The organism is Sphingomonas sp. AAP5 (assembly GCF_004354345.1).
Lineage (GTDB): Bacteria > Pseudomonadota > Alphaproteobacteria > Sphingomonadales > Sphingomonadaceae > Sphingomonas > Sphingomonas glacialis.
Genome location: NZ_CP037913.1, coordinates 14315 through 41051, shown reverse-complemented (window position 1 = coordinate 41051; position 26737 = coordinate 14315). Strand labels below are relative to the sequence as shown.

25 protein-coding genes and 1 tRNA gene are annotated in these 26737 nt (G+C 66.3%); 20 read left to right on the top strand and 6 right to left on the bottom strand.

The window, feature by feature from the left end:
• The first annotated feature begins 193 nt into the window (after positions 1–193).
• The 9 genes from E2E30_RS00210 to E2E30_RS00170 all read left to right on the top strand — a co-directional run bounded on the left by E2E30_RS00210 (position 194) and on the right by E2E30_RS00170 (position 8521).
• Positions 194–754, top strand: coding sequence for a hypothetical protein (locus E2E30_RS00210; protein ID WP_133186140.1), 561 nt, complete (start codon positions 194–196; stop codon positions 752–754).
• Between the two features lie 142 nt (positions 755–896).
• Positions 897–1559: a hypothetical protein gene (locus tag E2E30_RS00205; protein ID WP_133186138.1), complete on the top strand. Its 663-nt coding sequence runs from the start codon at positions 897–899 to the stop codon at positions 1557–1559.
• Between the two features lie 43 nt (positions 1560–1602).
• A complete protein-coding gene (locus E2E30_RS00200) occupies positions 1603–2238 on the top strand; it encodes a hypothetical protein (protein WP_133186136.1) in 636 nt (211 codons plus the stop codon).
• A 113-nt stretch (positions 2239–2351) separates the two neighbouring features.
• The gene (locus E2E30_RS00195) at positions 2352–2870 is read left to right on the top strand and encodes a hypothetical protein (RefSeq protein ID WP_165954423.1); all 519 of its coding nucleotides are present in this window, start codon (positions 2352–2354) and stop codon (positions 2868–2870) included.
• A complete protein-coding gene (locus E2E30_RS00190) occupies positions 2867–3475 on the top strand; it encodes a hypothetical protein (protein WP_133186132.1) in 609 nt (202 codons plus the stop codon). The genes E2E30_RS00195 and E2E30_RS00190 overlap by 4 nt, the downstream gene beginning before the upstream one ends.
• On the top strand, positions 3475–4071 hold the full coding sequence (locus E2E30_RS00185; protein ID WP_133186130.1) for a spore coat protein U domain-containing protein: 597 nt from the start codon (positions 3475–3477) through the stop codon (positions 4069–4071). The genes E2E30_RS00190 and E2E30_RS00185 overlap by 1 nt, the downstream gene beginning before the upstream one ends.
• 49 nt (positions 4072–4120) lie before the next feature.
• The gene (locus E2E30_RS00180) at positions 4121–4858 is read left to right on the top strand and encodes a fimbria/pilus periplasmic chaperone (RefSeq protein ID WP_165954422.1); all 738 of its coding nucleotides are present in this window, start codon (positions 4121–4123) and stop codon (positions 4856–4858) included.
• 4 nt (positions 4859–4862) lie between these two features.
• Positions 4863–7559, top strand: a complete 2697-nt coding sequence (locus E2E30_RS00175; RefSeq protein WP_133186126.1) for a fimbria/pilus outer membrane usher protein — start codon at positions 4863–4865, stop codon at positions 7557–7559.
• On the top strand, positions 7556–8521 hold the full coding sequence (locus E2E30_RS00170) for a hypothetical protein (protein WP_133186124.1): 966 nt from the start codon (positions 7556–7558) through the stop codon (positions 8519–8521). Before E2E30_RS00175 ends, E2E30_RS00170 begins: the two co-directional genes overlap by 4 nt.
• Positions 8522–8531: 10 nt before the next feature.
• On the opposite strand, the gene E2E30_RS00165 is transcribed toward E2E30_RS00170, so the two are convergent.
• The 3 genes from E2E30_RS00165 to E2E30_RS00155 all read right to left on the bottom strand — a co-directional run bounded on the left by E2E30_RS00165 (position 8532) and on the right by E2E30_RS00155 (position 9996).
• The gene (locus tag E2E30_RS00165; protein WP_133186122.1) at positions 8532–8942 is read right to left on the bottom strand and encodes a hypothetical protein; all 411 of its coding nucleotides are present in this window, start codon (positions 8940–8942) and stop codon (positions 8532–8534) included.
• 233 nt (positions 8943–9175) lie between these two features.
• Positions 9176–9252: transfer RNA gene (locus E2E30_RS00160), tRNA-Pro, on the bottom strand.
• Positions 9253–9321: 69 nt separating this feature from the next.
• The gene (locus E2E30_RS00155; RefSeq protein WP_133186120.1) at positions 9322–9996 is read right to left on the bottom strand and encodes a hypothetical protein; all 675 of its coding nucleotides are present in this window, start codon (positions 9994–9996) and stop codon (positions 9322–9324) included.
• A 248-nt stretch (positions 9997–10244) separates the two neighbouring features.
• Here E2E30_RS00155 and yajC point away from each other — a divergent pair, with 248 nt between their 5' ends.
• From yajC to E2E30_RS00130, 5 genes are read left to right on the top strand one after another with little or no spacing between them, the layout of a single operon-like run.
• Positions 10245–10589, top strand: a complete 345-nt coding sequence (gene yajC / locus E2E30_RS00150; RefSeq protein ID WP_133186118.1) for a preprotein translocase subunit YajC — start codon at positions 10245–10247, stop codon at positions 10587–10589.
• Between the two features lie 4 nt (positions 10590–10593).
• Positions 10594–12180 carry a protein translocase subunit SecD gene (secD, locus tag E2E30_RS00145; RefSeq protein ID WP_133186116.1) on the top strand — a complete coding sequence of 529 codons (1587 nt, stop codon included), beginning with the start codon at positions 10594–10596 and terminating at the stop codon, positions 12178–12180.
• A 12-nt stretch (positions 12181–12192) separates the two neighbouring features.
• On the top strand, positions 12193–13152 hold the full coding sequence (gene secF, locus E2E30_RS00140; RefSeq protein ID WP_133186114.1) for a protein translocase subunit SecF: 960 nt from the start codon (positions 12193–12195) through the stop codon (positions 13150–13152).
• Positions 13152–13532, top strand: coding sequence for an Mth938-like domain-containing protein (locus E2E30_RS00135; protein ID WP_133186112.1), 381 nt, complete (start codon positions 13152–13154; stop codon positions 13530–13532). The genes secF and E2E30_RS00135 overlap by 1 nt, the downstream gene beginning before the upstream one ends.
• Positions 13533–13587: 55 nt before the next feature.
• Positions 13588–14775, top strand: coding sequence for a DUF3089 domain-containing protein (locus E2E30_RS00130; protein WP_133186110.1), 1188 nt, complete (start codon positions 13588–13590; stop codon positions 14773–14775).
• Here the strand turns inward: E2E30_RS00130 and E2E30_RS00125 are convergent.
• Both E2E30_RS00125 and E2E30_RS00120 read right to left on the bottom strand, forming a co-directional pair.
• Positions 14761–15933, bottom strand: coding sequence for a glycosyltransferase (locus E2E30_RS00125; RefSeq protein ID WP_133186108.1), 1173 nt, complete (start codon positions 15931–15933; stop codon positions 14761–14763). The genes E2E30_RS00130 and E2E30_RS00125 overlap by 15 nt on opposite strands.
• Before the next feature lie 70 nt (positions 15934–16003).
• The gene (locus E2E30_RS00120; protein ID WP_133186106.1) at positions 16004–16828 is read right to left on the bottom strand and encodes a class I mannose-6-phosphate isomerase; all 825 of its coding nucleotides are present in this window, start codon (positions 16826–16828) and stop codon (positions 16004–16006) included.
• A gap of 113 nt (positions 16829–16941) precedes the next feature.
• On the opposite strand from E2E30_RS00120, the gene E2E30_RS00115 reads away from it, so the two are divergent.
• Both E2E30_RS00115 and recN read left to right on the top strand, forming a co-directional pair.
• Positions 16942–17898, top strand: a complete 957-nt coding sequence (locus E2E30_RS00115) for an outer membrane protein assembly factor BamD (RefSeq protein ID WP_133186104.1) — start codon at positions 16942–16944, stop codon at positions 17896–17898.
• A gap of 76 nt (positions 17899–17974) precedes the next feature.
• Entirely contained in the window at positions 17975–19639 is a 1665-nt protein-coding gene (recN, locus tag E2E30_RS00110) for a DNA repair protein RecN (RefSeq protein ID WP_133186102.1), read from the top strand.
• 143 nt (positions 19640–19782) lie between these two features.
• Here recN and E2E30_RS00105 read toward each other — a convergent pair whose 3' ends face one another.
• Positions 19783–20115, bottom strand: a complete 333-nt coding sequence (locus E2E30_RS00105) for a hypothetical protein (RefSeq protein ID WP_133186100.1) — start codon at positions 20113–20115, stop codon at positions 19783–19785.
• Between the two features lie 350 nt (positions 20116–20465).
• Here E2E30_RS00105 and E2E30_RS00100 point away from each other — a divergent pair, with 350 nt between their 5' ends.
• The 4 genes from E2E30_RS00100 to E2E30_RS00085 all read left to right on the top strand — a co-directional run bounded on the left by E2E30_RS00100 (position 20466) and on the right by E2E30_RS00085 (position 26708).
• The gene (locus E2E30_RS00100) at positions 20466–20672 is read left to right on the top strand and encodes a cold-shock protein (RefSeq protein WP_010185321.1); all 207 of its coding nucleotides are present in this window, start codon (positions 20466–20468) and stop codon (positions 20670–20672) included.
• Positions 20673–20713: 41 nt separating this feature from the next.
• Positions 20714–20968 (top strand): hypothetical protein, encoded by a 255-nt coding sequence (locus E2E30_RS00095; protein ID WP_240698987.1) that lies wholly within the window; start codon positions 20714–20716, stop codon positions 20966–20968.
• A 663-nt stretch (positions 20969–21631) separates the two neighbouring features.
• On the top strand, positions 21632–23767 hold the full coding sequence (ligA, locus tag E2E30_RS00090; protein ID WP_133186098.1) for an NAD-dependent DNA ligase LigA: 2136 nt from the start codon (positions 21632–21634) through the stop codon (positions 23765–23767).
• A 190-nt stretch (positions 23768–23957) separates the two neighbouring features.
• A complete protein-coding gene (locus E2E30_RS00085) occupies positions 23958–26708 on the top strand; it encodes a TonB-dependent receptor (RefSeq protein ID WP_133186096.1) in 2751 nt (916 codons plus the stop codon).
• The last annotated feature ends 29 nt before the right edge of the window (positions 26709–26737 follow it).

Sequence of the window (26737 nt, the reverse complement as noted above, 5' to 3'; positions counted from 1 at the left end):
GAGCCCGGCATGTAAGGTTAATATCCCGTTTTAAATAAGTCTCTAATCAATGGTGGTGATGCGGCCGGATCGGTCCCGCCCTTAACGCTTTCTTTACCAGCTCGGAACTGACCTCGTCGAGTCGAGGCGGAACCCGGGGCTGGCAACGGGGGCTTGCAAACCGATGGGATACGGTCGTGGAAAGGCATGGGCATTGGCGATCGCGCTCATGGCGCCGTCGACCGCCTTTGCCGCCAACGCCGACCATATCGCGATCGACGTTACCGCGACGATCGCCGAGCGGTGCGGCATTGCCCGCGGTCCCGCAACACTGGCGAGCGCCGCCTTGCCCGACCTCGAAACCGCGCAGACCCTCGGTTTCGATTTTCAGCTCGATTGCAACACGCCCTTCGCGATCGCGGTGAGCTCGAGCAACGGGGCGATGGTGCTCGACGATCCGACGCGCGCGGGCCCTGTCGGCCGGACCGAAACGGGCTTTTCGAACCGCAAGGCCTATTCGGTCGCGCTGGCGCTCGAAACCGACGATGCGCCGATCGCGACGCGGCCCTGCGATGCCGCCGACCTCGTCGCGGCCGGCAGCGCCTGTCCGTTCTACGGCACCGTCGCCGGCCAGGGCCTGTCGTCGGGCCGCCGCACCGCGATCCGCCGCAACGGCCGCGTCATCGTCGGCTGGCGCGGCGGCGACGACGGCATCCGCCGCGCCGCGGGCACTTATCAGGATACGCTCACCATCGTCGTCGGGCCGCGCACATGATGCGCCGCGCCCCTGCGCTGGTGATCCCGCCATTCCAACGTTGGACGCGCGCTCCGTCCAACAGGAGTCCAATCAAGGTCGCACCGCGCGGCTGCGATCGGAACGATAGTCGAGCGCAGCAACCAGGTGGGAGACCTACGACATGAAGACCATCACGATCCTCGCGACCGCGGCCGTCGCCGCGATCGCCACGCCTGCCTTCGCGCAGGACAGCAACAATCACGACGTGACCATCACCGTCCAGGGCAGCACGCCGGCCAAGTGCAACATCGCTGCCGACGATTCGACGATCACCCTGACCGGCTACGACCTGACCAACGATCAGGGTCGCGTTCGCAACAACGTCGACCAGAAGGTGGCGAACGCCCTCAGCGGCCTCAACCTGAAGGCCTGGTGCAACGGCGCCCGCAACGGCGTGGCGGTATCGCGCTCGGCGCTGATCACGGGCAACGGCAACGCGGTAAACGGCTTCAACCAGGCGATCGTCTATGATCTCAACGTGCTGATCGATGGCGCGACGCGCGATGGCGCAGCGTTCTTCGACGGCACGAGCGATGGCCCGGCCAACGGCCCTGGCATCGGCGCCGGCTCGGGCATCGCCGTTCCCGCCTTCGGTCCGACCGGCCAGGGTTCGAAGATCAGCTTCGTCACCGAACCGGGCACGTCGGTTGACGCCGTCAGCAACGGCCAGGGCGGCGCTGAGGTCACCCGCGCCGTGTTCAACGGTTCCGAGAACAACGCGGCGCGCATGGTCGCCGGCACCTATACGGGCACCGTCACGCTGACGCTCACCCCCGGCAACTGATCCACAACCACACCTGTAAATTCTCTCTGAAAGGACTATCATCATGAAGACTCTGTATCTCCTCGCGGCCGCGACGGCCGTCATCGCCACCCCCGCCTTCGCGGATGAGTCCTCGAACAACCATGACGTCGCCGTCACGGTTCAAGCTAACACCCCCGCCAAGTGCAACATCGCGGCCGACGACCAGACCGTCACGCTCGCCAATTACGATCTGACCAACGACACTGGCCGCGCGCGCGGCAATGTCGGCACGACGATCGGCAACGCACTGACCGGCCTCAACATGAAGGCCTGGTGCACCGGCGGCGCGAACGGTGTCGTGCTGACGCGCACGTCGCTGCAGAAGGACGGCTCGTCCGGCGGCCTGACCGACAGCGGTTTCGCGCAGAACATCGTCTATGATCTGGCGCTCAAGATCGACGGCCTGAGCCGCTCGGATCGCTCGGACGATCTGATCGAAGCCACCGAAGATGGCACCGGCGGCCCAACCGTCGGTCGCTTTGGCCCGACCGGCGCTGGCGCGACGCTGACCTTCGTGAACTTCGGTGATGCTTCGACCGCAACATCGGTCGCCGGTGCCGGCACGCTGCCGCGCGCAAGCTACGACACGTCGAACGCCCGCCTGGTCGCCGGCAATTACACCAGCACCGTCACGCTGACGCTGACGCCTGGCCTGTAAGACTACCCGCCGGGGCGGGATTCTCCCGCCCCGGCCTTTTTCCTTCCGTCGAAAGTACCGCGTTGAGCGATTTCCGGTTCTGTCTTGGAGCAATGGCGCTGCTGGCGACGGCGATGCCTGCCCATGCCCAGACCGACCCGACCGGACCCGACAGCGTCACCGTCCGCTTCGTCGGCGGCGTGCCACCCGTGTGCCAGATCGGCGGATCGACCGATACGCGCGGCAGCTTCGATCTGGGCGTGCTGATCGATACGCAGACCGGCTTGCTGCGCCGCAATCTCGCGCCGCCGCAGAAAGAACTCGGCGACACCTGGTGCAACGCCCCGTCCGAAATCGAGATTTCCGCGATCGAACTGACCCCGCAAGGCGCGACCGCGCAATTGCGCAGCGGCTTCACGAACGCCATCCACTATACTGCAACCGCGTCGGGCTGGACCGATATCGCAGCAACCTATCGTACCGACGGCGCGACCACCCAGCGCGACGCGGTGCAGACCGCCCCCGATCCGCGCGTCGTCCCGCTCATTATCACCGCCAGCGATTTCCGGCTGCGCGAGGGCAGCGCCACGCGTCCGCTGGCGAGCCGTGCCTATCTCGGCGCGATCCGCGTGACCTTGAGGCCGCTGCCATGACCGCCCTGCCCGTTCGCCTCGCCCCCGCGCTCCTGCTGATGGCATGCGCGATGCCGGCCACTGCGCAGATCGCGCCTGCAGCACCGCAACCGACGTCGGCGCTCCCCGTCACGGGCAGCGTGCCCGATCTTTGCATCCTCGGCGACCCGCGGCTCGACACGGGCAGCGCGGCGCTCAACGTCAACGCGCTGACCGGACGGATCCTGCGGATCGCAGCGCTGACCGATCCGACCAACCTGTCGACCCGGCCGGTGCGCGCATCACTCGCCTTCGATGCCGCGTGCAACTATCCCTACACGCTGACGGTCGCGTCGCGGAACAACGGGCTGTGGCGCCAGACGATCGGCACGCCGACGCCCAACGGCTTCGGCAATGCCGTTCCCTATCTCGCCGATGTCACGTGGCAGGAAAACAGCGTTCGCCTGGACGCCGATGCGACGACGCGCGCACCCAAATCGGCGGGCTTCAGCTCGGCGACGGCGGCGGCCGGGACGATCACGATCGATTTCCGCGTCCTGCCCGGCGCGACCAACGCGCTGGCCAATGCGCCGCTCGTCGCGGGCGACTATACTGACACCCTCACCGTCACGCTGGGAGCGCAATGATGCGGATCGCGCTCCTGCTCGCGACGCTGACGATCGCGCTCCCGAGCGCGACATTTGCGCAGACCAGCTCGGCGGGCGTGCTGTCGGGCGAAGGCACTGCCGGCGCGCGCGATCTGGTGGTCGAGGGTACCGCGCCGCCCGGCTGCGTCATCGGATCGCCGAGCGCGACCGAGCAGGACAATGCGCGCGTCACGGTCGCGCAATCGGGCGGTCTCGACGTCGCGCTGGGCGGCCCCGGGTTCATCAATCCGCTCACCGGCGTGCCCAATCCCGCCGCCATTCGCATCGCTTTGCCGATCACCTGCAACACCGCGCACCGCATCCAGATCGAAAGCCGCAATGGCGGGCTGGTGAACGAAGCGGGCAGCAGCCCGACCGGCGCCTTGCGCAACCGGCTCGATTTCAGCGTGTCGCTGGAATGGGCCGGGACCAGCGCGGGGTTCGATACCAGCACGGCACGCACGGTGCAGACGCTTGTCGGCAACGCTGCGACCGGCACCGCGCAGATCGGCATTCGCATTCCCGGCGGCGGCACGCCGCTCGTCGCGGGCATTTACAACGACACCGTAACGATACGGGTCGAAGCAACATCCTGATCAGGATGGGTGGGGGGGACATTACGTGACGTACCTGGCGCGCTTGCGCATGATGCTGATATTTGCCGTCGGCGTCGCGATCTTCGCGGCGGCGGCGGTGGCGATGACGGTTCAGCCGGTGATCGTCGATCTGTCGACGACCGGCAGCCGTACGTCGCAAGTGGTGACCGTCGAGAATTCGTTCACGACCCCGCTGCCGATCGAACTGCGTGCGACCGAAGCCGATTTCAAGGACGGAGCGCTCGTCGCCTCGACCCGCGAGGCGAAGGATCTGCTGATCTTCCCGCCGCAGGCGATCGTGCCGCCGGGGCGATCACAATCGTTCCGCATCCAGTGGATCGGCGATCCCGACATCAAGACCAGCCGGCACTTCTTCCTGACGGTGGCGCAATTGCCCGTGAAGCTGCCCGCCGGCCAGTCGGCGGTGCAGATCCTCTACAATTTCCAGGTGATCGTCAGCGTTGCCGCACCGGGGGCGAAATCGGCGATCGAGGTCAAGTCGGCCGAAGCGGTCAAAGGGGTGGATGGCAAGGTTCGCTTGCTGCTCAATTTGCAGAACCAGTCGAACACCTATGGCTATCTGGCCGAAGGAACGCTGAAAATCTTGCAGAAGGACCGGCAAGGCAAGGAAGTCTTCAAGAAGTCGATGAACAGCGCCGAAATCCAGCAGCAGTTTGGATACGGTCTGGTTGGGGCGGGGCAAGTACGGAAGCTGCAGACTCCTTTAGAGTTGCCGCTCGACGGGGGGTCAGTTGAGGCAGTCTACACGTCCAAATCACGGCGCTAGCGTGATGGCAGCGCTGTTGGCGAGCAGCGCGTTGCTGCTCGCCGAAGCTCCGGCTGCGGCCCGCTCCACCCTGTTCGTCGATCGAACGGTGCCGTGGCGGCCGGACCGCGCCGAGCCGCGCGCGCAGCTCTGCCACCTGATCTGCGATGCCCGAGCCGAGGGGACCACCGCGCCACCGCCCGGGCGCGACCGTGGACCGCTGCTGCCGAAATTCGCGGCCGATGCTGGTGCGCCAGTGGTGTCGGGCGGCAGCAATGCGTTCCTCGGCGACGCGCCGCAACCGCAGCGGTCCGCGCCGCCCCCGCCAGCGGCGCCGGCCGACGCCACCGGCCCCAAGCTCAATCCGACCGGACGCGACATCGTGCTCACCGCGCCGCTCCGCGACGGGCCGTTCGCGCTGGGCGAAGTGCCGTTCACGCTGACGCGCGACGATCATGTGCTGGTCAACGCGCCGGCAGTGCTCAAGGCGGTCAAGCCCGTCATCGATCCACTCGCCTATGACAAATTGGCCAGCGGGCTCGGCGGGTTGGGCGATACGCCGGTCGAGCAATTCTCGGCGTTCGGCTATCTGATCAGTTACGATCCCCAGACGATCGGGCTGGTCATCGTCATTCCGCCGACTGCGCGGACGCGGCGCGACGTCCGCCTCGCGCAGTTGAGCCAGGACGTCGTCGGCGACGTCGACCGCCCCGCCGGAGTCGCGGGCTACGTCAATTTGCGGACGAGCGCCGATTATGAATGGCAGGGTTCGAACCGCGGCCTGCAGAGCCCGATCGTCTCGACCGATTGGGCGCTGCGCGCGCACGGCGTCGTGCTCGAGGGCGAAGGCACGCTGCAGATCGGCCAGCGTGGTTCGCCGACGCTCTTCCAGCGCGAGGGCACGCGCTTCGTCTATGACAATGATCGGCTGCTCGCGCGGGTAACCGTCGGCGATCTGCTGCCAGTGACGCGCGGTTTCTCGGGTGCGCCGCAAATGGCGGGCGTGTCGTTCGCGCGCACCTACTCCGTGCTGCAGCCGCAGCGCAACGTCCAGCCGACGGGCAGCCAGACCTTCACCGTCGTGCGCCCGTCGAACGTCGTCGCCTTCATCAACGGCCAGCAGATCCGGCAGATCCGGCTCGAGCCCGGCACCTATAACGTCCGCGATTTCCCGTTCGTGCAGGGCCTCAACGACGTCCGATTGCAGATCACCGACGACAGCGGGCGGCAGGAAACGCTCGAATTCTCGCTATTCTTCGACCGTACGCTGCTCGCCAAGGGCCTCACCGAGTTCGGCGTCTATGGCGGTGTGCTCGCGCCGACGACCAATACCGGGCGCAACTATCGCTTCAACCAGCCCGTCGCGAGCGGGTTCATCCGGCGCGGCATCTCCGACACGCTCACCGCCGGCGCCAATTTCCAGGCACAGAAGCGCGGCGCGACGGCGGGGGTCGAGGTCGTCTGGGCGAGCCCGCTCGGGACGGTGGGATTCGATCTTGCCGCCTCGCGTGTCAGCGGCGTCGGCACGGGCTATGCGCTCAATGCCTCGATCCAGCGGACGTTCGGCGGCACTGGGTCGCGCGGCAAGGCGTTTGCACTGACGTTCGAAACGCGCAGCCCCAAATTCGCGACCCCGAACGATATCGCGGCCGACAATCGCTATGCCTTCGAGGCCGGCGCGACCTATTCGCAGGCGATCGGCGAGTTCCAGTTCGTTTCGGTCGACGGCCGTTATTCGAAGGGGCGCAGCGGCTTTTCGGACCAGCAATCGGCGAGGCTGACCTACGGTTTCCGCCTGTCGCAACGACTCAACCTGCAGGCGCAGGGCCTTTACGACAATCGCAACGTCGGCGGTTCGTCCTATGGCGGGCGCCTCGGCCTTACATTGCGGCTGGGCGGGCGCAGCAGCGCCACTGCCGAATATGAATCGCGCGGCGGACGCGGCCGGATCGGCTATCAGACCTCGTCGGGCACCGGCGTCGGCGCCACCTCGCTCGCGGTCAACGCCGATTACGGCCAGGGCGCGTTCGGGGTTGACGGCGGCGTCAGCTATACCGCCAATCGCACCGAGCTCGCGGTCTCGCACACCACGGCTTTCGATGCTGGCGGGTTCAAGGTCACCGATCAGCGCACCTCGGCACGACTCGGCACCGCGCTGGTGTTCGCCGATGGCCATTTCGCGATCTCGCGGCCGGTCTATGACGGGTTCGCGCTGGTCACGCCACATCGCTCGCTGAAGGGCACGCAAGTCGTCGTCAATCCGTCCGACGGGCATTATACCGCGCGCTCGGGCTTGCTCGGCGGCGCGGTCGCAAACGATCTGTCGGCCTTTGCCGACCGCGTCGTCACCTTCGACGCGCCCAAGGCGCCCGCGGGCTATGATCTGGGCGCAGGCAACATTCGCGTCTATCCGCCGTACAAGGCCGGGTATCTCGTCACCGTCGGATCCGATTATTCGATCACCGCGATCGGCACCTTCAAGCTCGAGGACGGGTCGCCGGTCAGCCTGCTCGCGGGCGAAGCGTTCGAGCTCGCCAAGCCCGGCGCCAAGCCGGTGACGGTGTTCACCAATCGCGAAGGCCGCTTCGGCCTGTCGGGCTTGCGCCCCGGCAAGTGGCGAATCGAAATGCCGACCGAGCCCAAGAGCAGCGCGATCATCGAGATCGCCAAGGATGCAAGCGGCGTGGTGCGCCTGAACGATGTGAAGCTGGAGACGAAATGATGCGCGCTTCTATCCTTATCGCCGCGGCGATGCTGGCGAGCCCGGTAGCGGCCTGGGCCGGCCCGACCAATTGCGCGCAGTTCGAGATCCTCAACCAGGGGATCCAGCGGACGTACAACCCGTTCAGCCCGTCCGAATATGTCGATGTGTTCACGCTGCGCGTGCTGCGCACCGATCCGAATGTCAGCTCGGTTCGCTTCCTCCTGGTCGATTCGACCGGGCGCAACGGCGCGCCGAAGTTCGGAACCGACGGTCCCGATCTCTACACGATCGACTGGCTCGAGGATCGCGGGCGGCGCGTGTTCGTAACGACCGCCGAGTCGGTGACCGATCTCAATTCGGCGCGAGTCGGCTTTGCACGCGCGCGCGACATGAGCGAGACGGTCTTCCGGCTCAGCATCGGGCGCGGGCAGCAGGCCTATGCCGGTCGCTATGCCGAGCGGCTGGTGGTCCGCTACCAATGCTATGCCGGCAGCGACCTGTTCGGCACGCAGCAGGAACAGTATAATGGCCAGACCGAACTTGCGGTCACCGTGCCGCGGATCGTATCGGCCTATGTCGGCGGGACCGGCCAGCAGCGCGGCGAGATCGCGTTTGGCGAATTGGGCAACGGTGCAGCGCTCGTCCGTAACGCATCGGTCACCGCGCTCAGCACGCTGCCCTATGCGGTCGACATCGCGACGGACAACGGCCAGCGTCTACGCCGCGGCCGCGATCAGACCGGCGCGATCGGCTATCGCCTCAAATATGCGGGGATCACCGTGCCCGGTGCAACGACGATCGCCTGCCCCGTCACGCAAATGCCAGTGGGCGACGTCAAGCTCCTCGAAGTCGCGCTCGATCCGGCCGCGGTCGCCAGCCAGCCGGCCGGTGACTATAGCGACACGATCACGCTGACCTTCCGCCCGAGCGACGGCTATGCCGGATCGACCTGCACCGCGACGACAGCGACGGCGCCGTAGTCTGCGTCGCTTAGTAGATGGTGCCCTTCGGCTCCGCGCGGACGCTGAGATTGAAATTGTCGGGCAAGGCTGCCTTTCCGTCGATTTCGATCCGCGCCGGTTCGGCGCCGAGTTCAGGCTGGCTGCTGTCGATGATGACGGTCTCGCCGTCGGCCGATAGCGGTACGCGGACCGAACCATAGACGAAGGTCGCATTGGACAAGCCATGTGGCGTCTGTAGCACCACCCGGTAGCCCGCCGAATCGTTGCAGAAGCGGGACATAGTCCCCAGATCGATCGCGGACCCGGTAGACGTGGCCATGCCCGCGCGAAAACTCACGTTGCAAATGGTCGGAACCACACCGGTAATTCGAAGCTCGCTCGAGATCGGTTCGGCTCCGACGGGGAAAGCGACCGTGAGCGCGATCCCGGTTGCGAACAATTGAAGTTTCCGGCGCATTCAAGCTTTCCCAACCTAGAGACACGCTATGCTACGCGCGCAATGATTAAGACTTCGTTGGAGCTTCGTCGTCCTGCGCGGGGACGAATCGCAATAGCCCGACCGCGGGAGCCAAGCTGCCACAGTGCCAGAGCGACCACGATAAAAACGGAGCTTGCCGAGATGGAAACTCTCATCGCGGCACAGCCTTACAGACCCGTAAGGCAATGTATCTCTGGTCGGGGCGACAGGATTCGAACCTGCGACCCCCACACCCCCAGTGTGATGCGCTACCAGGCTGCGCTACGCCCCGACCGAGGGAGGCGCGTCTAGGCTGACCTGCGTCTGGATGCAAGCCACTTCGCAAAATTGGCGGTAAAGCTCAACCAAATTGGCCAAGCGGGAGCAAGCGATTGGCGAGCGCCTGGATCAGCTTGGCATCGCCGCCCTTGAGCACCAGTTCGAGCTGCGCCGCGCGGCGTTGCATCAGGCGGTCGATCGTCGTGGCGGCCGAGGCATGCACCGCCTGCCCGATCAGCGCCATGCCGCGCGCATCGCCGGGATCGATCGCAAGCCGCAGCATCCCGGCGATCCCGGGGAACAGCGCGCGGTCGCCGCCCGCCGCGAGCGCGCGGTCGATCACCTCGAGACCCACCGCCTTGCGCGCGCCGAGCCCGCCGCGCGCGACCATCGCACCGAGCGCCTTGACCGCGCTCAGATGCCACGCGCCGAGCGCCGCGAGCGCTTCGGGATCGCGCGGGTTCTTGGCCACCAGCGCTTCGAATTGCGCTTTGGCGGAGAGCGCTTCGGTCCGGCTGTGCGTCAGCTTGGCGCGATAGCTCGTCGCCATTGCGCGCGACAGCAACGCTTCGCTGTCGCCCGGCGTCTTGGCCAGCGCCGACGCGGCCGCCGCCTCGACGCTGGCGAGCTGCGACAGCGCCGCGCCGCGGTCGCGCACGACAAAGGCGGTCTGGATCAGCGTCTCGCGCCCGCTATCGGCGGCGGCCACGCTCGGTACCGCCAGCAGAAAGAGCGCTAAGGTCAGGAGAGATTTCATCGCGGGCTTCGCTACTCAACAAGAAGAGCCGAAATGGTACGATCTTTCGCCGCGCGATCAACCCGTCGCGTGGGATCGGCGCGGGCCTGACGTCGCCCTTTGCCGCCCCCCGGAGCACGCGGTGTCGGCGAGTTAGCGTTGCGCGGGCGGAGCGTACCTGATAGCGCGGCGGGCTTGTGGCGTGCCCGAAAGGGTGCGCCATCCCGCGTGTCGAAACGCAGGCGGGTCCAGTCTTACCAAGGTAGCCCATGTTCGCCACCCCAGCCTTTGCCCAGACCGCCGGCGCCACTGCCGCAGGCCCCGATGGTTTCCTCGCGATGATCATCCAGTTCGCGCCGTTGCTGCTCGTCTTCGTCGTCTTCTACTTCCTGATCCTGCGCCCGCAGCAAAAGCGCGCGCGTGACCAGGCAGCGACGATCGGCGCGGTCAAGAAGGGCGATTCGGTCGTCACGGCCGGTGGCGTGCTCGGCAAGGTGACCAAGGTCGAGGACGCGTTCGTCGAGGTCGAGATCGCTCCGTCGATCAAGATCCGGGTCGTCAAGTCGACGCTCGCCGACGTGACGCCGCTCGGCTCCAAGCCCGCGAACGACTGATCCGATGCTCGATTTCCCGCGCTGGAAAGTCGTCTCGATCCTCGGGTTCCTCGCCTGCCTGATGGCGCTGGCGATCCCGAGTTTCCTGCCTGATTCGGTCACGTCGAAATGGGGCGCCTTTCCGCACCCCAAGGTCAATCTCGGGCTCGATCTCGCCGGCGGCAGCTACATGCTGATCGAGGCCGACACCGACGAGCTGGTCAAGAACCGGCTTGAGGCGATGCGCGAGCAGATCATCACTGAAATGGCCAAGGGCCCGCCGATCTCGATCGGCGACATCGCCACCGACGGCGGCAAGCTGAGCTTCCTGCTGCGCGACGTGACGCAGCTCGATGCAGCGCGCGAGCGGCTCAACAAGCTCACCGGCGGCGTCGGATACACCGGCCAGCGCGACTGGGACCTGCAGGTGGTCGATTCGTCGCGCGTCGTGATGACGCCGACACAGGCCGGCATCGCCGCGGCGATCAACACCGCGATGGCGACCGCGACCGACGTCGTACGCACGCGTATCGACAAGCTCGGCACCAAGGAGCCGACGATCGTCCGCCAGGGCAACGACCGTATCGTCGTCCAGGTGCCGGGTCTGAAGGATCCCAAGGCGCTGCGCGAACTGCTCGGCAAGACCGCCAAGCTCGAATTCAAGATGGTCGACGACACGCCCTACGTGCCCGGCGGCATCGTGCCCGCGGGCAGCCAGGCACTCCCCTATTCCGAGGCCGGCCCGGGCGCGCAGATCCTGGTCAAGCGCCAGGCGATCCTCACCGGCGACCAGCTGCTGACCGCAAGCCAGGGCTTCAAGCAGGACACCAACGAACCGATCGTCAATTTCGGCTTCAACAGCGAAGGCGGCAAGAAGTTCGCGCGCATCACGCAGGACCAGACCGGCAAGCGCTTCGCGGTGATCGTCGACGACAAGGTGATCTCGGCCCCGCGCATCAACACGCCGATCCTCGGCGGGTCGGGCTATATCGAAGGCTCGTTCACCGTCGAATCGGCGAACAACCTTGCGATCGCGCTGAGCTCGGGCAAGTTGCCGATCTCGCTCAAGGTCGTCGAGGAACGCACCGTCGGTCCTGATCTCGGCGCCGATTCGATCCATGCCGGCATCCTCGCCTCGGGGATCGCGGTCACGCTCGTCGTGCTCTTCATGATCGCGACCTACGGCCGCTTCGGTTTCTATGCCGACTATGCCGTGGTCATCAACGTCATGGTGATCATGGGCGTGCTCGCCCTGCTCAACGGCACGCTGACGCTGCCGGGGATCGCGGGCTTCGTGCTGACGATCGGCACCGCGGTCGATGCGAACGTGCTGATCAACGAGCGTATCCGCGAGGAACGCCGGCGTGGCCGCAGCGTGATCCAGTCGGTCGAGCTCGGCTACAAGGAAGCGAGCCGCACGATCTTCGAGGCGAACGCGACTCACGCCATTTCGGGCCTGATCATGCTGATGCTCGGCTCGGGCCCGGTGAAGGGTTTCGCGGTCGTTCTGCTGATCGGTATCGCGACCTCGGTGTTCACCGCGGTCACCTTCACGCGGATGCTGGTCGTGCTGTGGATTCGCAAGAACCGCCCGACCGAAATCAATATTTGATCGGCCAGAGACATGCGCCTGCTGAAACTCGTTCCCGACAACACCAACCTGCCCTTCGTTTCGCTCCGCAAATGGGCGTTCGGGCTGACCATCCTGCTGTCGCTCGCCGCGATTGGCCTCGTCTTTGCGCGCGGCCTCAATCTCGGCGTCGATTTCGTCGGGGGCTTGATGATCGAGGAGAAATTCTCGACGCCGCCATCGACCGACAAGCTGCGCAGCACGATCGACCGGCTCAACCTCGGCGAAGTCCGTCTGCAGACCGTCGGCAATGACGGCAAGACGATCTCGATCAAGCTCCCGCCGGTCAAGAGCCAGGCCAAGGACGCGACCGACCGCGTCGTCGCCACGGTGCAGGCCGCCGTCGTCAAGGATTTCCCCGACGCCAAATTCTCCAAGCAGGATGCGGTCAGCGGCAAGGTCTCCGGCGAGCTGATCTGGAAAGGCATCCTCGCGGTTGTGCTCGCCGTCGTCGGTATCGGCCTGTTCGCCATCTTCCGCTTCGAATGGCAGTTCGGCGTCTCGACCGTCGTTGCGATCGTCCACGACGTGCTGATGACCTTGGGCTTCTTTGCGCTGACGTGGTACGAATTCGATCTCAACATCGTCGCTGCGGTGCTCACGATCATCGGCTATTCGATCAACGACAAGATCGTGATCGACGACCGCATCCGCGAGAACATGCGCCGCTATCGCAAGATGGACATGCCGAGCATCGTCGACCTCTCGGTCAACGAGACGCTGCCGCGCACCGTGATGACCTCGCTGACGATCCTGCTGGCGCTGTTCGCGCTGCTGATCTTCGGCGGCCACGTGCTGCGCGGCTTCACCGCGGCGATGATCCTCGGCATTTTCGTCGGCACCTATTCGTCGATCTACGTGTCGTCGTCGCTGCTGATCACGCTCGGCCTGCGCCCCGATCCGCGGATCGAGGACGTCCCCGCCGTAACTGCCGGAACGCCCAAGGCACGCTGATGCGAGTCGAACGCGAGCGCGGCGTCGGGCCGGTGATCACCGCCTTTTCGGGCGGTGGCTTCAAGGTGGAAGCGGGCGAATTCATCGGCGTGTACCGCGCGCTGCGGATCTGGCCCGACGGGTCGGAGGAATGGGCGCCGCCGCCGATCGAAGCATTGACGGTCGAAGCACTCGGCGCGCTGCTTGCGCTCGATCCGCGCCCGGAATTCCTGCTGCTCGGAACCGGCGCGACGATGCAGCGCCCGCCCCCGAGCTTCGTGCGGGCGTGCGAAGCGCTCGGCATCGGCGTCGAGGCGATGGACAGCCGCGCCGCCGCGCGCGCCTGGGCAGTTTTGCGCGGTGAGACGCGTTGGGTCGTGGGCGCGCTGTATCCGCTTTGAAGGCTGGCGCTGCAGCGCTATTCTCCTGCCCAAAGATATTGGGGGGAGACGTTTCATGAAATCGATCTTGCTGGGCTTGAGCCTGTTTGTCGCGCCAAGCGCCGTTGCCGCGCAGATGCCGCCTGCCCCCACCGCCGCTCCGGCTGCTTCACCGGACTATGGCAAGCCCGAGAACTGGCTATGTCGGCCGGGCAAGGTTGATCCGTGCGATGCGAACCAGGACGCGACGATCATCAAGGCCGATGGTTCGCGTAGCACCGAGAAATTTTCGCCGACCAGCAACCCCAAGTTCGACTGCTTCTACGTCTATCCGACGGTTTCGCTCGATCGCACTCCGAACAGCGACATGATCGCCGGCCCCGAGGAGAACACCGTCGCCGCAGCACAAGCCGGACGCTTCGCCGCGCACTGCCGCGTCTTCGCGCCGCTCTACCGCCAGGTCACGCTCACCGCCCTCCAGGCATTGCTGCTGGGCAAGCCCGTCCTTGCCGACCGCGCGATGGCGTATCGCGACGTGAAGGCGGCGTGGGACGAATATCTCGCCTATGACAATCACGGCCGCGGCGTCGTGCTGATTGGCCACAGCCAGGGTTCGGGAATCCTCAAGCAGCTCGTCGCCGATGCGATCGAGGGCACGCCGACGCAGAGACTCATCATTTCGGTGCTCATCCCCGGCACCAACGTCGCCGTCCCCGCGGGCAAGGATGTCGGCGGCGATCTCAAATCGACGCCGCTCTGCCATACCGCCAAGGATGTCGGCTGCGTCGTCAGCTATGTCAGCTTCCGCGCCGATTCGCCCCCACCCGAGAACAGCCGCTTCGGCGTCGTGCCGCAGCCCGGGATGGTCGCAGCCTGCGTCAATCCGGCCGCACTCGGCGGCGGCGCGGCGGTGAGCGACGCCTATCTCGGCGCGCGTGGCGCCGGAATGGCGAGCGCGCCGATGGGCCCATGGACGACGGACGCAGCAGCGGTGACCACGCCCTTCGTCAAGGTTCCCGGGCTGATCAGCACCGCCTGCACCAGCACCGGCAAGTTCAGCTATCTGGCGGTGTCGGTAAACGCCAAGCCGACCGACAAACGCACGCAGACGATCGTCGGCGATGTCGTGGTTGGCACGCGCATGCTGAAGGATTGGGGACTGCACTTGGTCGACATGCCCGTCGTGATGGGCAATCTGGTCGAACTGAGCGATGCACAAGCGAAGGTCTGGGCGGGCAAGCAGGCGATTTCAGCGGCGCAGTGAAACCAACTGGCTGAGGTGATCGACCAAGGCGGCGGTATTCGCCGCCCAGGTGAAGCGCACTGCGCCGGTTCGCACTGCCGCGGGCGGCGGCGGATCGGCGAGCAGCGCTGCGATCGCTGCAGCGAAGGCGGGAGGTGTGCGGTCGGCTATTCGGCCATAAGCGGCGTCGGTCACCACCTCCATCGCCCCGCCTGCGCCGGTGATGACGATTGGCGTGCCGCATGCGAGCGCCTCGACCCAAGCGTTCGCCAGCCCCTCGGACGCTGATGCAAGCGCCATCAGGTCGGCCGCCGCCAATAGCCCCGGCAAGTCGCCATGCGGAATCGCGCCTAGCAGGCGCACGCGGTCGCCGACGCCACGCGTAGCGATCTGCGACTCGAGCGCGGCGCGCGCGGGACCTTCGCCCGCGATCAGCAACGTGGTGCCAGGCAGCGACGCGACCGCGTCGATCACGACGTCATGGCCCTTGCGCGGGATGAGGGCGCCGACCGAGACGACCAATGGTCCCGTCACGCCGTACCTTGCCTTGCCCACGCTGCGGTCGTGCGGCGCGAAGCGGTCGAGATCGACGCCGGTATGATGGACGCGGATCCGCTCCGCCGGGATACCAAGAGCGATCATGTAGGCGCGCATCGCCTGCGATACTGCCAACACGCCGTTCGCCGTTTGCCCGGCCGTCACGACCTGCGCGCTGGTGGTGGGGGCGGTACCCCAATGGTGGATATCGGCGCCGCGTGCCTTGATCGACACCGGCACACCGAAATGCCGGCCGAGCGCGACCGCGGCGGGGCCGTCGGGAAAGAAGAACTCGGCGTCGATTACGTCGAAGGCGAAGTCGCGGCGGATCTGGGTGAGCAGTCGGATCAGCCGCTTGGTCAGCGCACGTGCGTGGAACCGCCCCGCCGTCCCCGGTAGCGTCGTAAAGCGTGGGCGATAGGTCGCGAGACCCTTCCACGTCTCGCGCTCGGGAAGCGCGGATAGCGCAGCATAATGAGCATAGCGCGACAGCGGCCAAGGCGGCAGCCCGACCGGCGCGACCAGCCTGAGATCGATGTCCGGATGGGCCGCCACTCCCAACGTCTGCCGCTCGACGAAAACGCCGAAGTTCGGCCGCGACGCATCGGGGAACAGCGTGGAGAGGGTGATGACACGGAGCATGGCCGCATCGCTAGCACGAGAGTGTAAAGGTCTTCTCCCCTCGCGTGTCCGCGAGGGGAGACGCGATCGATCAGATGCGCTTGTCGCCCGGATAGGCGAGCAGCAAGTCGCTCTCGGCGTCGGACGAAATCTCGCAGCGGCCCTCGAGCAACAGGCACTCGCCCGCCTTGAACGCGACACCGTCGACCGTGCCGGAACCCGCGACGGGAACGAACCAGCCCGGAACGCCAGCGGGCAGATCGATCACGCGGTGGCCGCCGGCAAAGCGCTCGGTGACGAACTTGGGGCCTTCGGACAGGATCTGGTGGTCCTTGCCGTCGGAGGGCGGGGTCGGCAGGGGCACGAACGGCACCGGGTCAGACACCTTGACCCCGGCATCGAGATGCAGTTCGCGGTCGCTGCCATAATCGTACAGGCGATAGGTCAGATCGACGTTCTGCTGGACTTCGATCGTCGTGATCCCTGCGCCGATCGCGTGGATCGTGCCGGCCTCGTTATAATAGAAGTCGCCCGCCTTGACCGGCTTCCAATCGAGCAGATGCTCGATCGAGCCGTCGAGCGAGGCGGCGCGCAACTGCTCGTGCGTCATTGGCTCGAGCGTCCCGATCGCGATGGTCGAATCGGGTTCGGCGGCGAGGATCAGCCACGCTTCGTCCTTGCCGCGCGGATAGCCCGCGGCCTGCGCGGCAGCGTCATCCGGATGCACCTGCACCGACAGTTTCTCGCTGGTAAACAGATATTTGATCAGCAGTTCGGGCTCGCCCGCATGCGGCGTCTGGAACCACACTTCGCCGACCTTTTCACCACCGTGCGCAGGATCGGCAAAACCGGGCCACAAGGTATGACGCCCCCAGGGCTTTTCGACGCGTTTGGTGGCGAGCAAAGTGGCAGTCACGGTGATGATTCTCCTGTCGGTGCCTCATATGCCAACGCATCGTCGCGTCCAAGCGATCCGTGCGCGTTAAAAGGATTGTTCGCGCGTCGGCGGTTGCGCTAAGGCTGGCGCCAATGCGCACCCCCCTGCCCCGCTCGCCCTTTCTCCGCAGCCTCGCGATCGGTCTGATCGCCGCGACCGCGCTCACCACCACGGGGTGCGCGCGCAACAGGACCAAGGGCGACATCCCCTATGTCGCGCGCGACGTCGGCACGCTTTATACGGCAGCGCGGAAGCAGCTCGACCAGCGCAATTACAAGATCGCCGCCGCGCTGTTCGACGAAGTCGAGCGCCAGCACCCCTATTCGGTATGGGCGCGCCGCGCGCAGTTGATGAGCGCGTTCAGTTACTATCTCGCGCATGATTACACCGCCTCGATCCAGTCGGCGCAGCGCTTTTTGACGGTGCATCCGGGCAACCGCGACGCCGCCTACGCCTATTACCTCGTCTCGCTCGGCTATTACGAGCAGATCAGCGACGTCACGCGCGACCAGAAGATCACGCAGCAGGCGCTCGATTCGCTCGGCGAGCTGATGCGCCGCTATCCCAACACGCGCTACGCCGCCGATGCGCGCCTCAAGGTCGATCTCGTTCGCGACCATCTCGCCGGCAAGGAAATGGAGATCGGGCGCTTCTATGAAGTGCGCGGGCAGTGGCTCGCTGCCAACGGCCGCTTCCGCAAGGTCGTCGAGGAATATCAGACGACGACGCACACGCCCGAGGCGCTGATGCGGCTGACCGAGACCTATCTCGCGCTCGGCGTTCCCGACGAGGCGCGCAAGTCCGCCGCCGTGCTCGGCGCCAATTATCCCGGCACGCAGTGGTACGAGCGCGCCTACAAGCTCAGCAACGAGCATCCCCCGGTGAACGTCGCGGCGCTCGCGCCCGGACAGCAAATCGTTGCCGACCGGACAAGTGTCGCCGATTCGATTCCGGGCAAGAGCAACGACATCAAGCGCGACACCAGCGCAGCCGCCCCGATCGGCGGCGGCTCGGGGACCAACCCGGGCAACCCCAATCCGGGCAACTGAGTCGCACCGGCGCCGGTTCGATTGAAAAGAACGTTACCGGAACGCGGTCAACTCGGCTAAAGGGCAAGGCGACCCCATGCTGATCTCCCTGGCCATTCGCGACGTCGTGCTGATCGAAGCGCTGGACCTGCAGTTCGGGCAGGGCCTCGGCGTGCTGACCGGCGAGACCGGCGCGGGCAAGTCGATCCTGCTCGACGCGCTCGGGCTTGCGCTCGGCGCGCGCGGGGAAGCCGGCCTCGTCCGCCAGGGTGCCGCGCAGGCAATCGTCACCGCGACCTTCGACACCCCCGCGCCGGATGGCCCGGTCGTTGCGCTGCTTACCGAAAACGGGCTCGAGCTCGACCCCGGCGAGCCGCTGATGATCCGCCGCATCGTCAAGGCCGATGGCGGCAGCCGCGCCTTCGTCAACGATCAGCCTGCGTCTGCCGGGCTGCTGCGCGAACTCGCGCCGTATCTCGTCGAGATCCACGGGCAGCATGACGATCGCGGGCTGCTCAACGCGCGCGGTCATCGTGCGCTGCTCGACGCGTTCGGGCGCGTTGCGGCGGGATCGACCGCCGCCAGCTACAAGGCGCTGCGCGATGCCGAGGCGGCGCTCGCCGAAGCGCGCGCGACGATCGACACCGCGGCGCGCGACCGCGAGTGGCTCGAACATGCCGTCGGCGAACTGCGCGCGCTCGCGCCCGAGCCGGGCGAGGAGGAAGCGCTCGCCGATCGCCGCCGGACGATGCAGCGTTCGGAAAAGATCGCCGAGGATCTGCTGTCGATCGAGAATTGGCTCGAGGGATCGGATGGCGGGTTGGCCCAGCTCCGCCAGGCGGCGCGCGTGCTCGAACGCATCGCCGAGGACCATGCCGCGCTTGCCGACGCGCTCGCCGCGGTCGACCGCGCGGTGATCGAGGGCGCGGTCGCAGAGGAGAAGCTGCGCGAGGCGAAGACCGATCTGTGGTTCGATCCCGCCAGCCTCGAGGATGACGAGACGCGGCTGTTCGAGCTGCGCGCAATGGCGCGCAAGCACCGCGTCCAGCCCGACGAGCTGGCGGGTCTGGCGAGCGAGCTCGAAGCCAAGCTCGCGGCGCTCGAGGCCGGCGAAGAGGGGCTCGCCGCGCTCGAGGCGAAGCTGGCCAAGGCGCGCGCCGCCTATGACACCGCCGCCGCCGCGCTGACCAAGGCGCGCACCGCCGCCGCGCTCCAGCTCGATGCGGCGGTGAAGGGCGAGCTCGTTCCGCTCAAGCTCGATGCCGCGCGCTTCCGCACCGTCGTTGCGCCCGCTCCGCCCGAAGCATGGTCGGCGGCAGGCAAGGACCGTGTCGAGTTCGAGATCTCGACCAACCCCGGCGCACCCTTCGCGCCGCTCGTCAAGATCGCCTCGGGTGGCGAATTGTCGCGCTTCATCCTCGCGCTGAAGGTCGCGCTGGCCGAGCAGGGCGGCGCCGCGACGATGATCTTCGACGAGATCGACCGCGGCGTCGGCGGTGCCGTGGCGAGCGCGATCGGCGAGCGGCTCGCGCGGCTTGCCAATGCCACGCAATTGCTCGTCGTCACGCACAGCCCGCAGGTCGCGGCGCGCGGTGGGCATCATCTGCTGATCGCCAAGCGCCACGACGGCGTGGTCACGCGGACCGGCGTGACCGCGCTCGACATCGCGCAGCGCCGCGAGGAGATTGCGCGGATGCTGTCGGGCGCGACGATCACCCCGGAAGCGCGCGCACAGGCGGAGCGGTTGATCGAGACGGCCTGAGGGACTCCTCGAAGCCCTCCCCCGTCGTCACCCCGGCCCTGTGCCGGGGCCCATCGTCCCACGCGTGCTGCGTGGGCAGGATGCGCGGCACGGTGGACGCCGGCACAGGGCCGGGGTGACGGCTATCGGGGTGGACGCTCCCCTCAAAACGGCATCGTCACCGTGAACAGGATCCGCTTTGCGAGCTTGCCGTCGATCGTCGCGCCAGGCTCGGTATGGAGGTTCCCCCGCGCGCCCTTGCCGAGATCGACCCCGATCCCGGGCCCGCCGACCTCGGCATATTTCTCGGGCAGAGGCCGGACGCGATACTGTTCGCCCGCGTCGCGCTTGCCGCAGACGACGATGTCGCGCGACGGCTCGGTGCTCGAACAGCCGCCGGGATGCCAGGCCGCCGGGAGATCGACGCTCGCGCGCGCCGCGCGTTGCGGTTCGGGGGAATCGGCGGTCTGCAATGCAACGAGCAGCGGCAAGATCATGTCGGCAAACCCCATCCCGGATGCACAAAGGCTAGCGCGCCCGTCCGGTGCTGTATAGCGCGCGACTTTTGCGTAACGACCTGCTATAGCGCTTGCATCGCGCGAGTCCGTACAAGCTTTTTCGCGACTGAGAGACCCCCTGCGCTCCCGCTTGATTGGCACCGGACGCGCATTTTGGCTTCTCTGTTCACCCCCTTTCGTCACCCAGCCCGCTGCGGACCCACCGCGCGCGGGTGACACCGTCATCGGATGCGCCGGCCGGGGCCGGACGTCGCATCCGTCTTTGATCTCGGCCCCACTCCGGCGCTTTCGCATGATCTGCGCGGCGATCCGGCACTAAGGAATACACTATGGCTATCGGCACCGTTAAGTTCTTCAACGCCGACAAGGGTTACGGTTTCATTGCGCCTGAGGGCGGCGGCGGCGATGCGTTCGTCCATATCAGCGCGGTCGAAGCCGCCGGCATGGCGACGCTCGATCGCGACCAGCGCGTTTCGTACGAGCTGGAAGAAGATCGCCGCGGCAAGGTCTCGGCCGTCCGTCTCGCCCAGGCCTGACGCGTTTGGGGGTGTCGCCAACCGGCGGCACCCCTTTTTATGTGGCCCCTCCCTCGCTCAGGAGACCTCCGACGAACACCACCGCCATCTTCTATCGCGACCGCGCCCGCCAGGCCGAGTCCGAAGCTGCCACCGCCACGCTCGACAACGTCCGCACGCGCCATCTGCGCGCCGCCAAGGCCTGGGACGAAATGGCGACCCGCGCCGAAAAGACCGCCGAGCGCAAATCGACCAACGAGGAAGCCAAGCTCGCCGCCGAGATGACCGAGGATGACGACGAGGTCGTGACCCCCTAGCGGCGGACCGCCGTTAGCGACCCCGTCCGGACATCGCGACCCGCGGAAGCGCGTGTCGCGTACTTGGCTTGACGGAACCCAAGACGAGGTGCGTACAACGGTGATCGTTTACGTTTTTGCACCAATGCGTTCGTGCAGCCCAGACAATTTCAAAGAGCGTTCCGGTCCACATCATGAACGCGACGGGTAGGACAGCGCCGCGTCCGCTTTCGACCAATGTCGGGCGTTGCTGGTCAAATTACCTCCCCCCAATAGCGGACGCAACCAGCGCGCGCTAACCTCGTGTGACGAAAGGGTGATAAATGGGGTATTTTCGACAGCTTGCGCCGATCGCGAATTTCACGACCGCGCTAATGCTCGCCTGCTTCGCCGCCATATTTGGCTATCGATGGGTCATTCTAGGACAGGCTCCCGTTTCCATATCTGCAGGAATCAAAGCTGTAATCGTCCTGATTGTTTTCAGCGTGGTGATCGGTTGGTTCGTGAGCATCTGTGACAGTCTGCAAAGTAGGACACGCCGACGTAGATAGCGGCGTAACGTCCGCTTACCTGCTTGCCGGAGCCCATAGCGGACGGTCCGCACTCCACCAATTCCCGCCATTCGCTCTCTCTACGACGCGCCACGCCTTGATGCCGCCCCCCGGTCTCCGGTAACGCCAAGCCATGAGCGCTCCCCTCCCCGCCACCGAAACCGAAGCCGCCGCCGAACTCGCGCGGCTGGCGGAGCAGATCGCCTATCATAACGCGCGCTATCACACCGACGACGCGCCCGAGATCAGCGACGCCGCCTTCGACGCGCTGCGCGCGCGCAACACTGCGCTCGAGGCGGACTTCCCGCAGCTCGTCCGCGCCGATTCGCCAGCACTCCAGGTCGGCGCCGCGCCCGCCGCGCATCTTGCCAAGGTCGCGCATGCGCGCGCGATGACCAGCCTCGACAATGCCTTCACCGATGACGACGTCGCCGAATTCGTCGCGCGCGTGCGGCGCTTCCTCGCGCTGCCCGATGATGCCCCTGTCGAACTGACCACCGAGTCGAAAATCGATGGTCTGTCCTGCTCGCTCCGCTACGAACATCGTCGGCTTGTCCAAGCCCTAACCCGCGGCGACGGCCAAGTTGGCGAGAACGTGACCGCGAATGTCGCGTACATCGAAGACATCCCACAGACATTGCCCGCTGACGCTCCAGATATTTTCGAGGTGCGTGGTGAGGTCTATATGAGCAAGGCCGATTTTGCAGCGCTCAACGCCCGCCTGCTTACCGAGGCCGAAGGCGCCGGCAAGGACGCACGCCAGTTCGCCAATCCCCGCAACGCAGCTGCCGGATCACTGCGCCAGAAGGACGCTTCAGTTACCGCAACCCGGCCGCTTCGCTTCTTCGCTTGGGGCTGGGGTGAGACCAGCGCGCTTCCCGGCGAGACGCAAAGCGCCAACCTTGCGGCACTGCGGGGCTGGGGCTTCCAGGTCGCAAAAGGTTTCGCGCATGCCGCGACGACCGACGCCGCGCTCGCCGTCTATCGCGCGATCGAGCACCAGCGCGCCGACCTCCCGTTCGACATCGACGGCGTTGTCTACAAGCTCGACCGGCTCGATTGGCAGGCGCGGCTCGGCACCGTCGGGCGCACGCCGCGCTGGGCCATCGCGCACAAATTCCCCGCCGAGCGCGCCGAGACCACGCTCACCGCCATCGACATCCAGGTCGGCCGCACCGGCGCGCTGACCCCGGTCGCGCGGCTCGCGCCCGTGACGGTCGGCGGGGTCGTCGTCACCAATGCCACGCTGCACAATGCCGACGAGATCGAGCGGCTCGGCGCGCGCGTCGGCGACCGCGTCGTGCTGCAGCGCGCGGGCGACGTCATCCCGCAGATCGTCGAAGTGCTGACGCGCGATGAAGACCGCCCCGCCTTCGCCTTCCCGAGCGAATGCCCCGAATGCGGCTCGCTCGCCGAGCGTGGCGAGGGCGAGGTCGTGGTGCGCTGCACCGGCGGGCTGATCTGCCCGGCGCAGCGCGTCGAGCGGCTGATCCATTTCGTCTCGCGCCACGCCTATGACATCAGCGGCCTCGGGCTGGTGCGAATCGAGGAGTTCTTCCGCGACGGGCTGATCGCCTCGCCCGCCGATATCTTCCGGCTCCACGAACATCGCGCCCAGCTGGTGACGCGCGAGCGGATGTCCGAACTCGTCGTCGACAAATTGCTCGCGGCGATCGACCTGCGGCGCCAGATCGGGCTCGACCGCTTCCTGTTCGCGCTCGGCATCCGCCATGTCGGCGAGATCACCGCGCGGGACCTCGCGCGTCGCTATGTCAGCTATGCGGCGTTCGCCGAGATGATCGCGCGCGTGCTTGCGGTACGCGAGGCGACGGTGCCCGCGCTCGGCGAGACCGAGGCGAAGTTCGTCGTGCGGCGCGGCCGTGTGCTCGCCGATGCGATCGAGACCGCGGGGATCGGCCCCGAAGTCGCCGACGCGCTGATCGAGTTCTTCGCCGAGCCGCACAATCGCGACGTCGTCGCGGCGCTGCTGCGCGAAGTGACGCCGACCGACGTCGTCCACCAGACCCGCGAGTCGCCGGTCAGCGGCAAGACCGTGGTGTTCACCGGCAGCCTCGAGACGATGAGTCGCGACGAGGCCAAGGCGCAGGCCGAACTGCTCGGTGCGCGCGTGGCGGGATCGGTCTCGGCCAAGACCGATCTTGTCGTCGCGGGGCCTGGCGCAGGATCGAAACTGAAAAAGGCGGCGGATCTGAAAGTTACGGTGATCGACGAAGCAGGTTGGGCCGAGATCGTCGCCGCCGCCCGCTAAGTCCCGGACGCCCCGTCGGTTACCCTGTGATGCTAATATGCAACGGTTCCCAACCGTTTTTAACCGAAGATGAACAGTCTGCATGACTTGTCATTGAACAGAAATATAACGCGTGCAGGGGCTCCGGTCGACGGAGCGTGACGGCTAGAGGCCGAACGCCGACGATCACGATATTCTGTGGGGAACGAGCATGAACACGAAGCTATTCACTGGCGTGGCGTTTGCCGCGCTCCTGATTCCGGGCGTAGCCTTCGCGCAGTCGTCGGGTTCGACCGACTTTGACGCGGGCACCGACATCGTCGTCACCGGCACGAAGACCGGCAAGGGCGGCATCACCGTTCCCGACGTCCCCAAGACGCGCATCACCGTCGGCGCCGACACGATCAGCCGCCAGCGTCCGGGCCAGACCGTCAACGAGATCATCAATCTGGTCCCCGGCGTCAGCTTCCAGAACAACGACGCGACCGGCGCCGCCGGCGGCACCTTCACGATCCGCGGCTTCGACAGCTCGCGCATCTCGCAGACGCTCGACGGTATCCCGCTCAACGACACCGGCAACTACGCGATCTATTCGAACCAGCAGCAGGATCCCGAGACGCTCGACTCGATCAGCGTCAACCTCGGCTCGACCGACGTCGACAGCCCGACCGCTTCGGCCGTCGGCGGCACCGTCAACATCCGCACGCGCAAGCCGACGCAAGACTTCAGCGCGATGATGAGCGGCACCTACGGCACCTATCTCGGCCAGGGCGACCCGCTCAACCGCTCGATCTTCCGCGTCTACGGCTCGGTCGACACCGGCGAAATCGCGCACACCGGCGTCCGCGCGTTCTTCACGGGGTCGAGCATCAGCGCCGACAACCCCTTCAGCAACTATTCGCGCCTGAAGAAGCAGCAGTATAACGCGCGCATCTTCAAGGATCTCGGCGACAATGGCGACTTCCTGTCGCTCGCCGGCCAGTGGAACGAAAACCGCAACAACTTCCTCGGTTCGGTGCCGCTGCGCAACGATCTGACCAACGGTGCCTTCGCACGCGTCGTCGGTCCGAACTCCTCGAACCGCGCACCCCTCACTGGGGCAGAGCGTTTCTACAACATCAACTATCCGTGCGTCATCGGTGGCCCGACGCCGACCGGCGCGACCGCCGGCGCTGCCTGCGGCACCGAGTTCGACCGTCGCTTCAACCCGTCGAACACCGGCAACGTCCGCTTCGGGTCGCGCTTCACGCTCACGCCGAAGCTCGTCCTCACGCTCGATGCCAGCTATCAGTACGTCAAGGCCAATGGCGGCGGCACGGTGTCGCTGCTCGAAGGTTGCGGCAATCTCGGCAGCACGACGGTCCGCACGTGCGGCCCCAACAGCGTGCTCGGCGTAATCAACACCACGGGCAACACGGGTAACGGCGCGCCCGGCGGCTTTGGCTATTACACCGGTCGCGATCTCAACGGCGACGGCGTGATCAGCCCGACCACGAGCGTTCTCGCAATCGCGCCGAGCCAGACGCAGACGCGTCGCTTCGTCGGCGTCGCCGGTCTCGCCTATGAGTTCGACGAGAACAACCGCGTCCGCATCGCCTATACCGGCGACTATGGCCGCCATCGCCAGACCGGCGAAGCCGGCTTCCTCAACACCGACGGCACCCCGCTCGACGTGTTCCCGGTCAATAACGGCGTCAAGGACGCGAACGGCGCGCTGATCGAGAAGCGCAACCGCAAGTCGCTCGCGATCCTCAACCAGGTCTCGGCCGAATATCGCGGCAAGTTCTTCGACGACAAGCTCGTCGCGACGCTCGGCGTGCGTGGCACGTTCTTCCGCCGCGACTTGACGCAGAACTGCTTCACGGTCGCTGCCAACACCAACGTGTCGTGCGTCTCGCCGACGCAGACGGCGGCCTATGCCGCGGCGAACCCATACACCTACTTCGCGCCGGGCGTGACGACGGTGAACGGCGTCAACCGTCCGGTCGTCGCGGGTACGTCGTGCGCGGTGTTGACCTCGGCGTGCGTCGTCGGCTTCGCGCCGCCGCAGAACCGCATCCGCAACTACAACCGCGCGCTGCCCAACGTCGGCCTGACCTACAACTTCACCAACGCGATCAGCATGTATGCGAGCTTCTCGCAGGGTCTGTCGGTGCCGAGCACGGACAACCTCTACAGCTCGTTCTATTATGCCGACGGTTCGCCGCAGTCGAAGCCCAAGCCCGAGACGACCGACAGCTACGAACTCGGTGCACGCTACACGACGGGCAAGGTCCAGGCGCAGATCGCTGGCTGGTACACCAAGTTCAAAAACCGTACCGTCACCATCTATGACGTCGAGAGCGACGCCAGCGTGTCGCGCAACCTCGGCACGGTCGACAAATACGGCTTCGACGGCTCGGTGTCGTACACGCCGGTCCGCAACCTGACCGCGTATCTGTTCGGTTCGTACCTGCACTCGAAGATCCGCGACAATTTCGAAGCGGGTCGTACCGGCACGACGATCAACTACTTCCAGACCGCGGGCAAGCGCGAGGGCGGCGCGCCGACCTGGATGGGCGGCGGTCGTCTGCAGGGCACCGTCGGGATCTTCGATCTCGGCGCGCAGGCCAAGTACACCGGTTCGCGCTTCGTCAACGACGAGAACCTGCCGGTCTACACCTGCACCGGCACCGTTTCGGGTGGGCTGTGCCCGGTGGCATCGCAGAACCAGATCTACGGTGCGAAGATCCCGAGCTACACGATCGTCGACCTCGACGTTCGCATCAACATCGGCCAGCTGCTCGGCAACAACCGCAAGACCTTCTTCCAGGTCAACGTCAGCAACCTGTTCGACAAGGTCTATATCGGCGGCCTGAGCGGCTCGGGCGGCTTTGTCGGCCTGCCGAACCGCTACTCGATCGGCAATGCCGTCATCGGCACGCCGCGGTCGATCACCGGCTCGCTGGTGATCGGGCTCTAAGCCTTCTTACAGTTCGTCACGATTGCCGC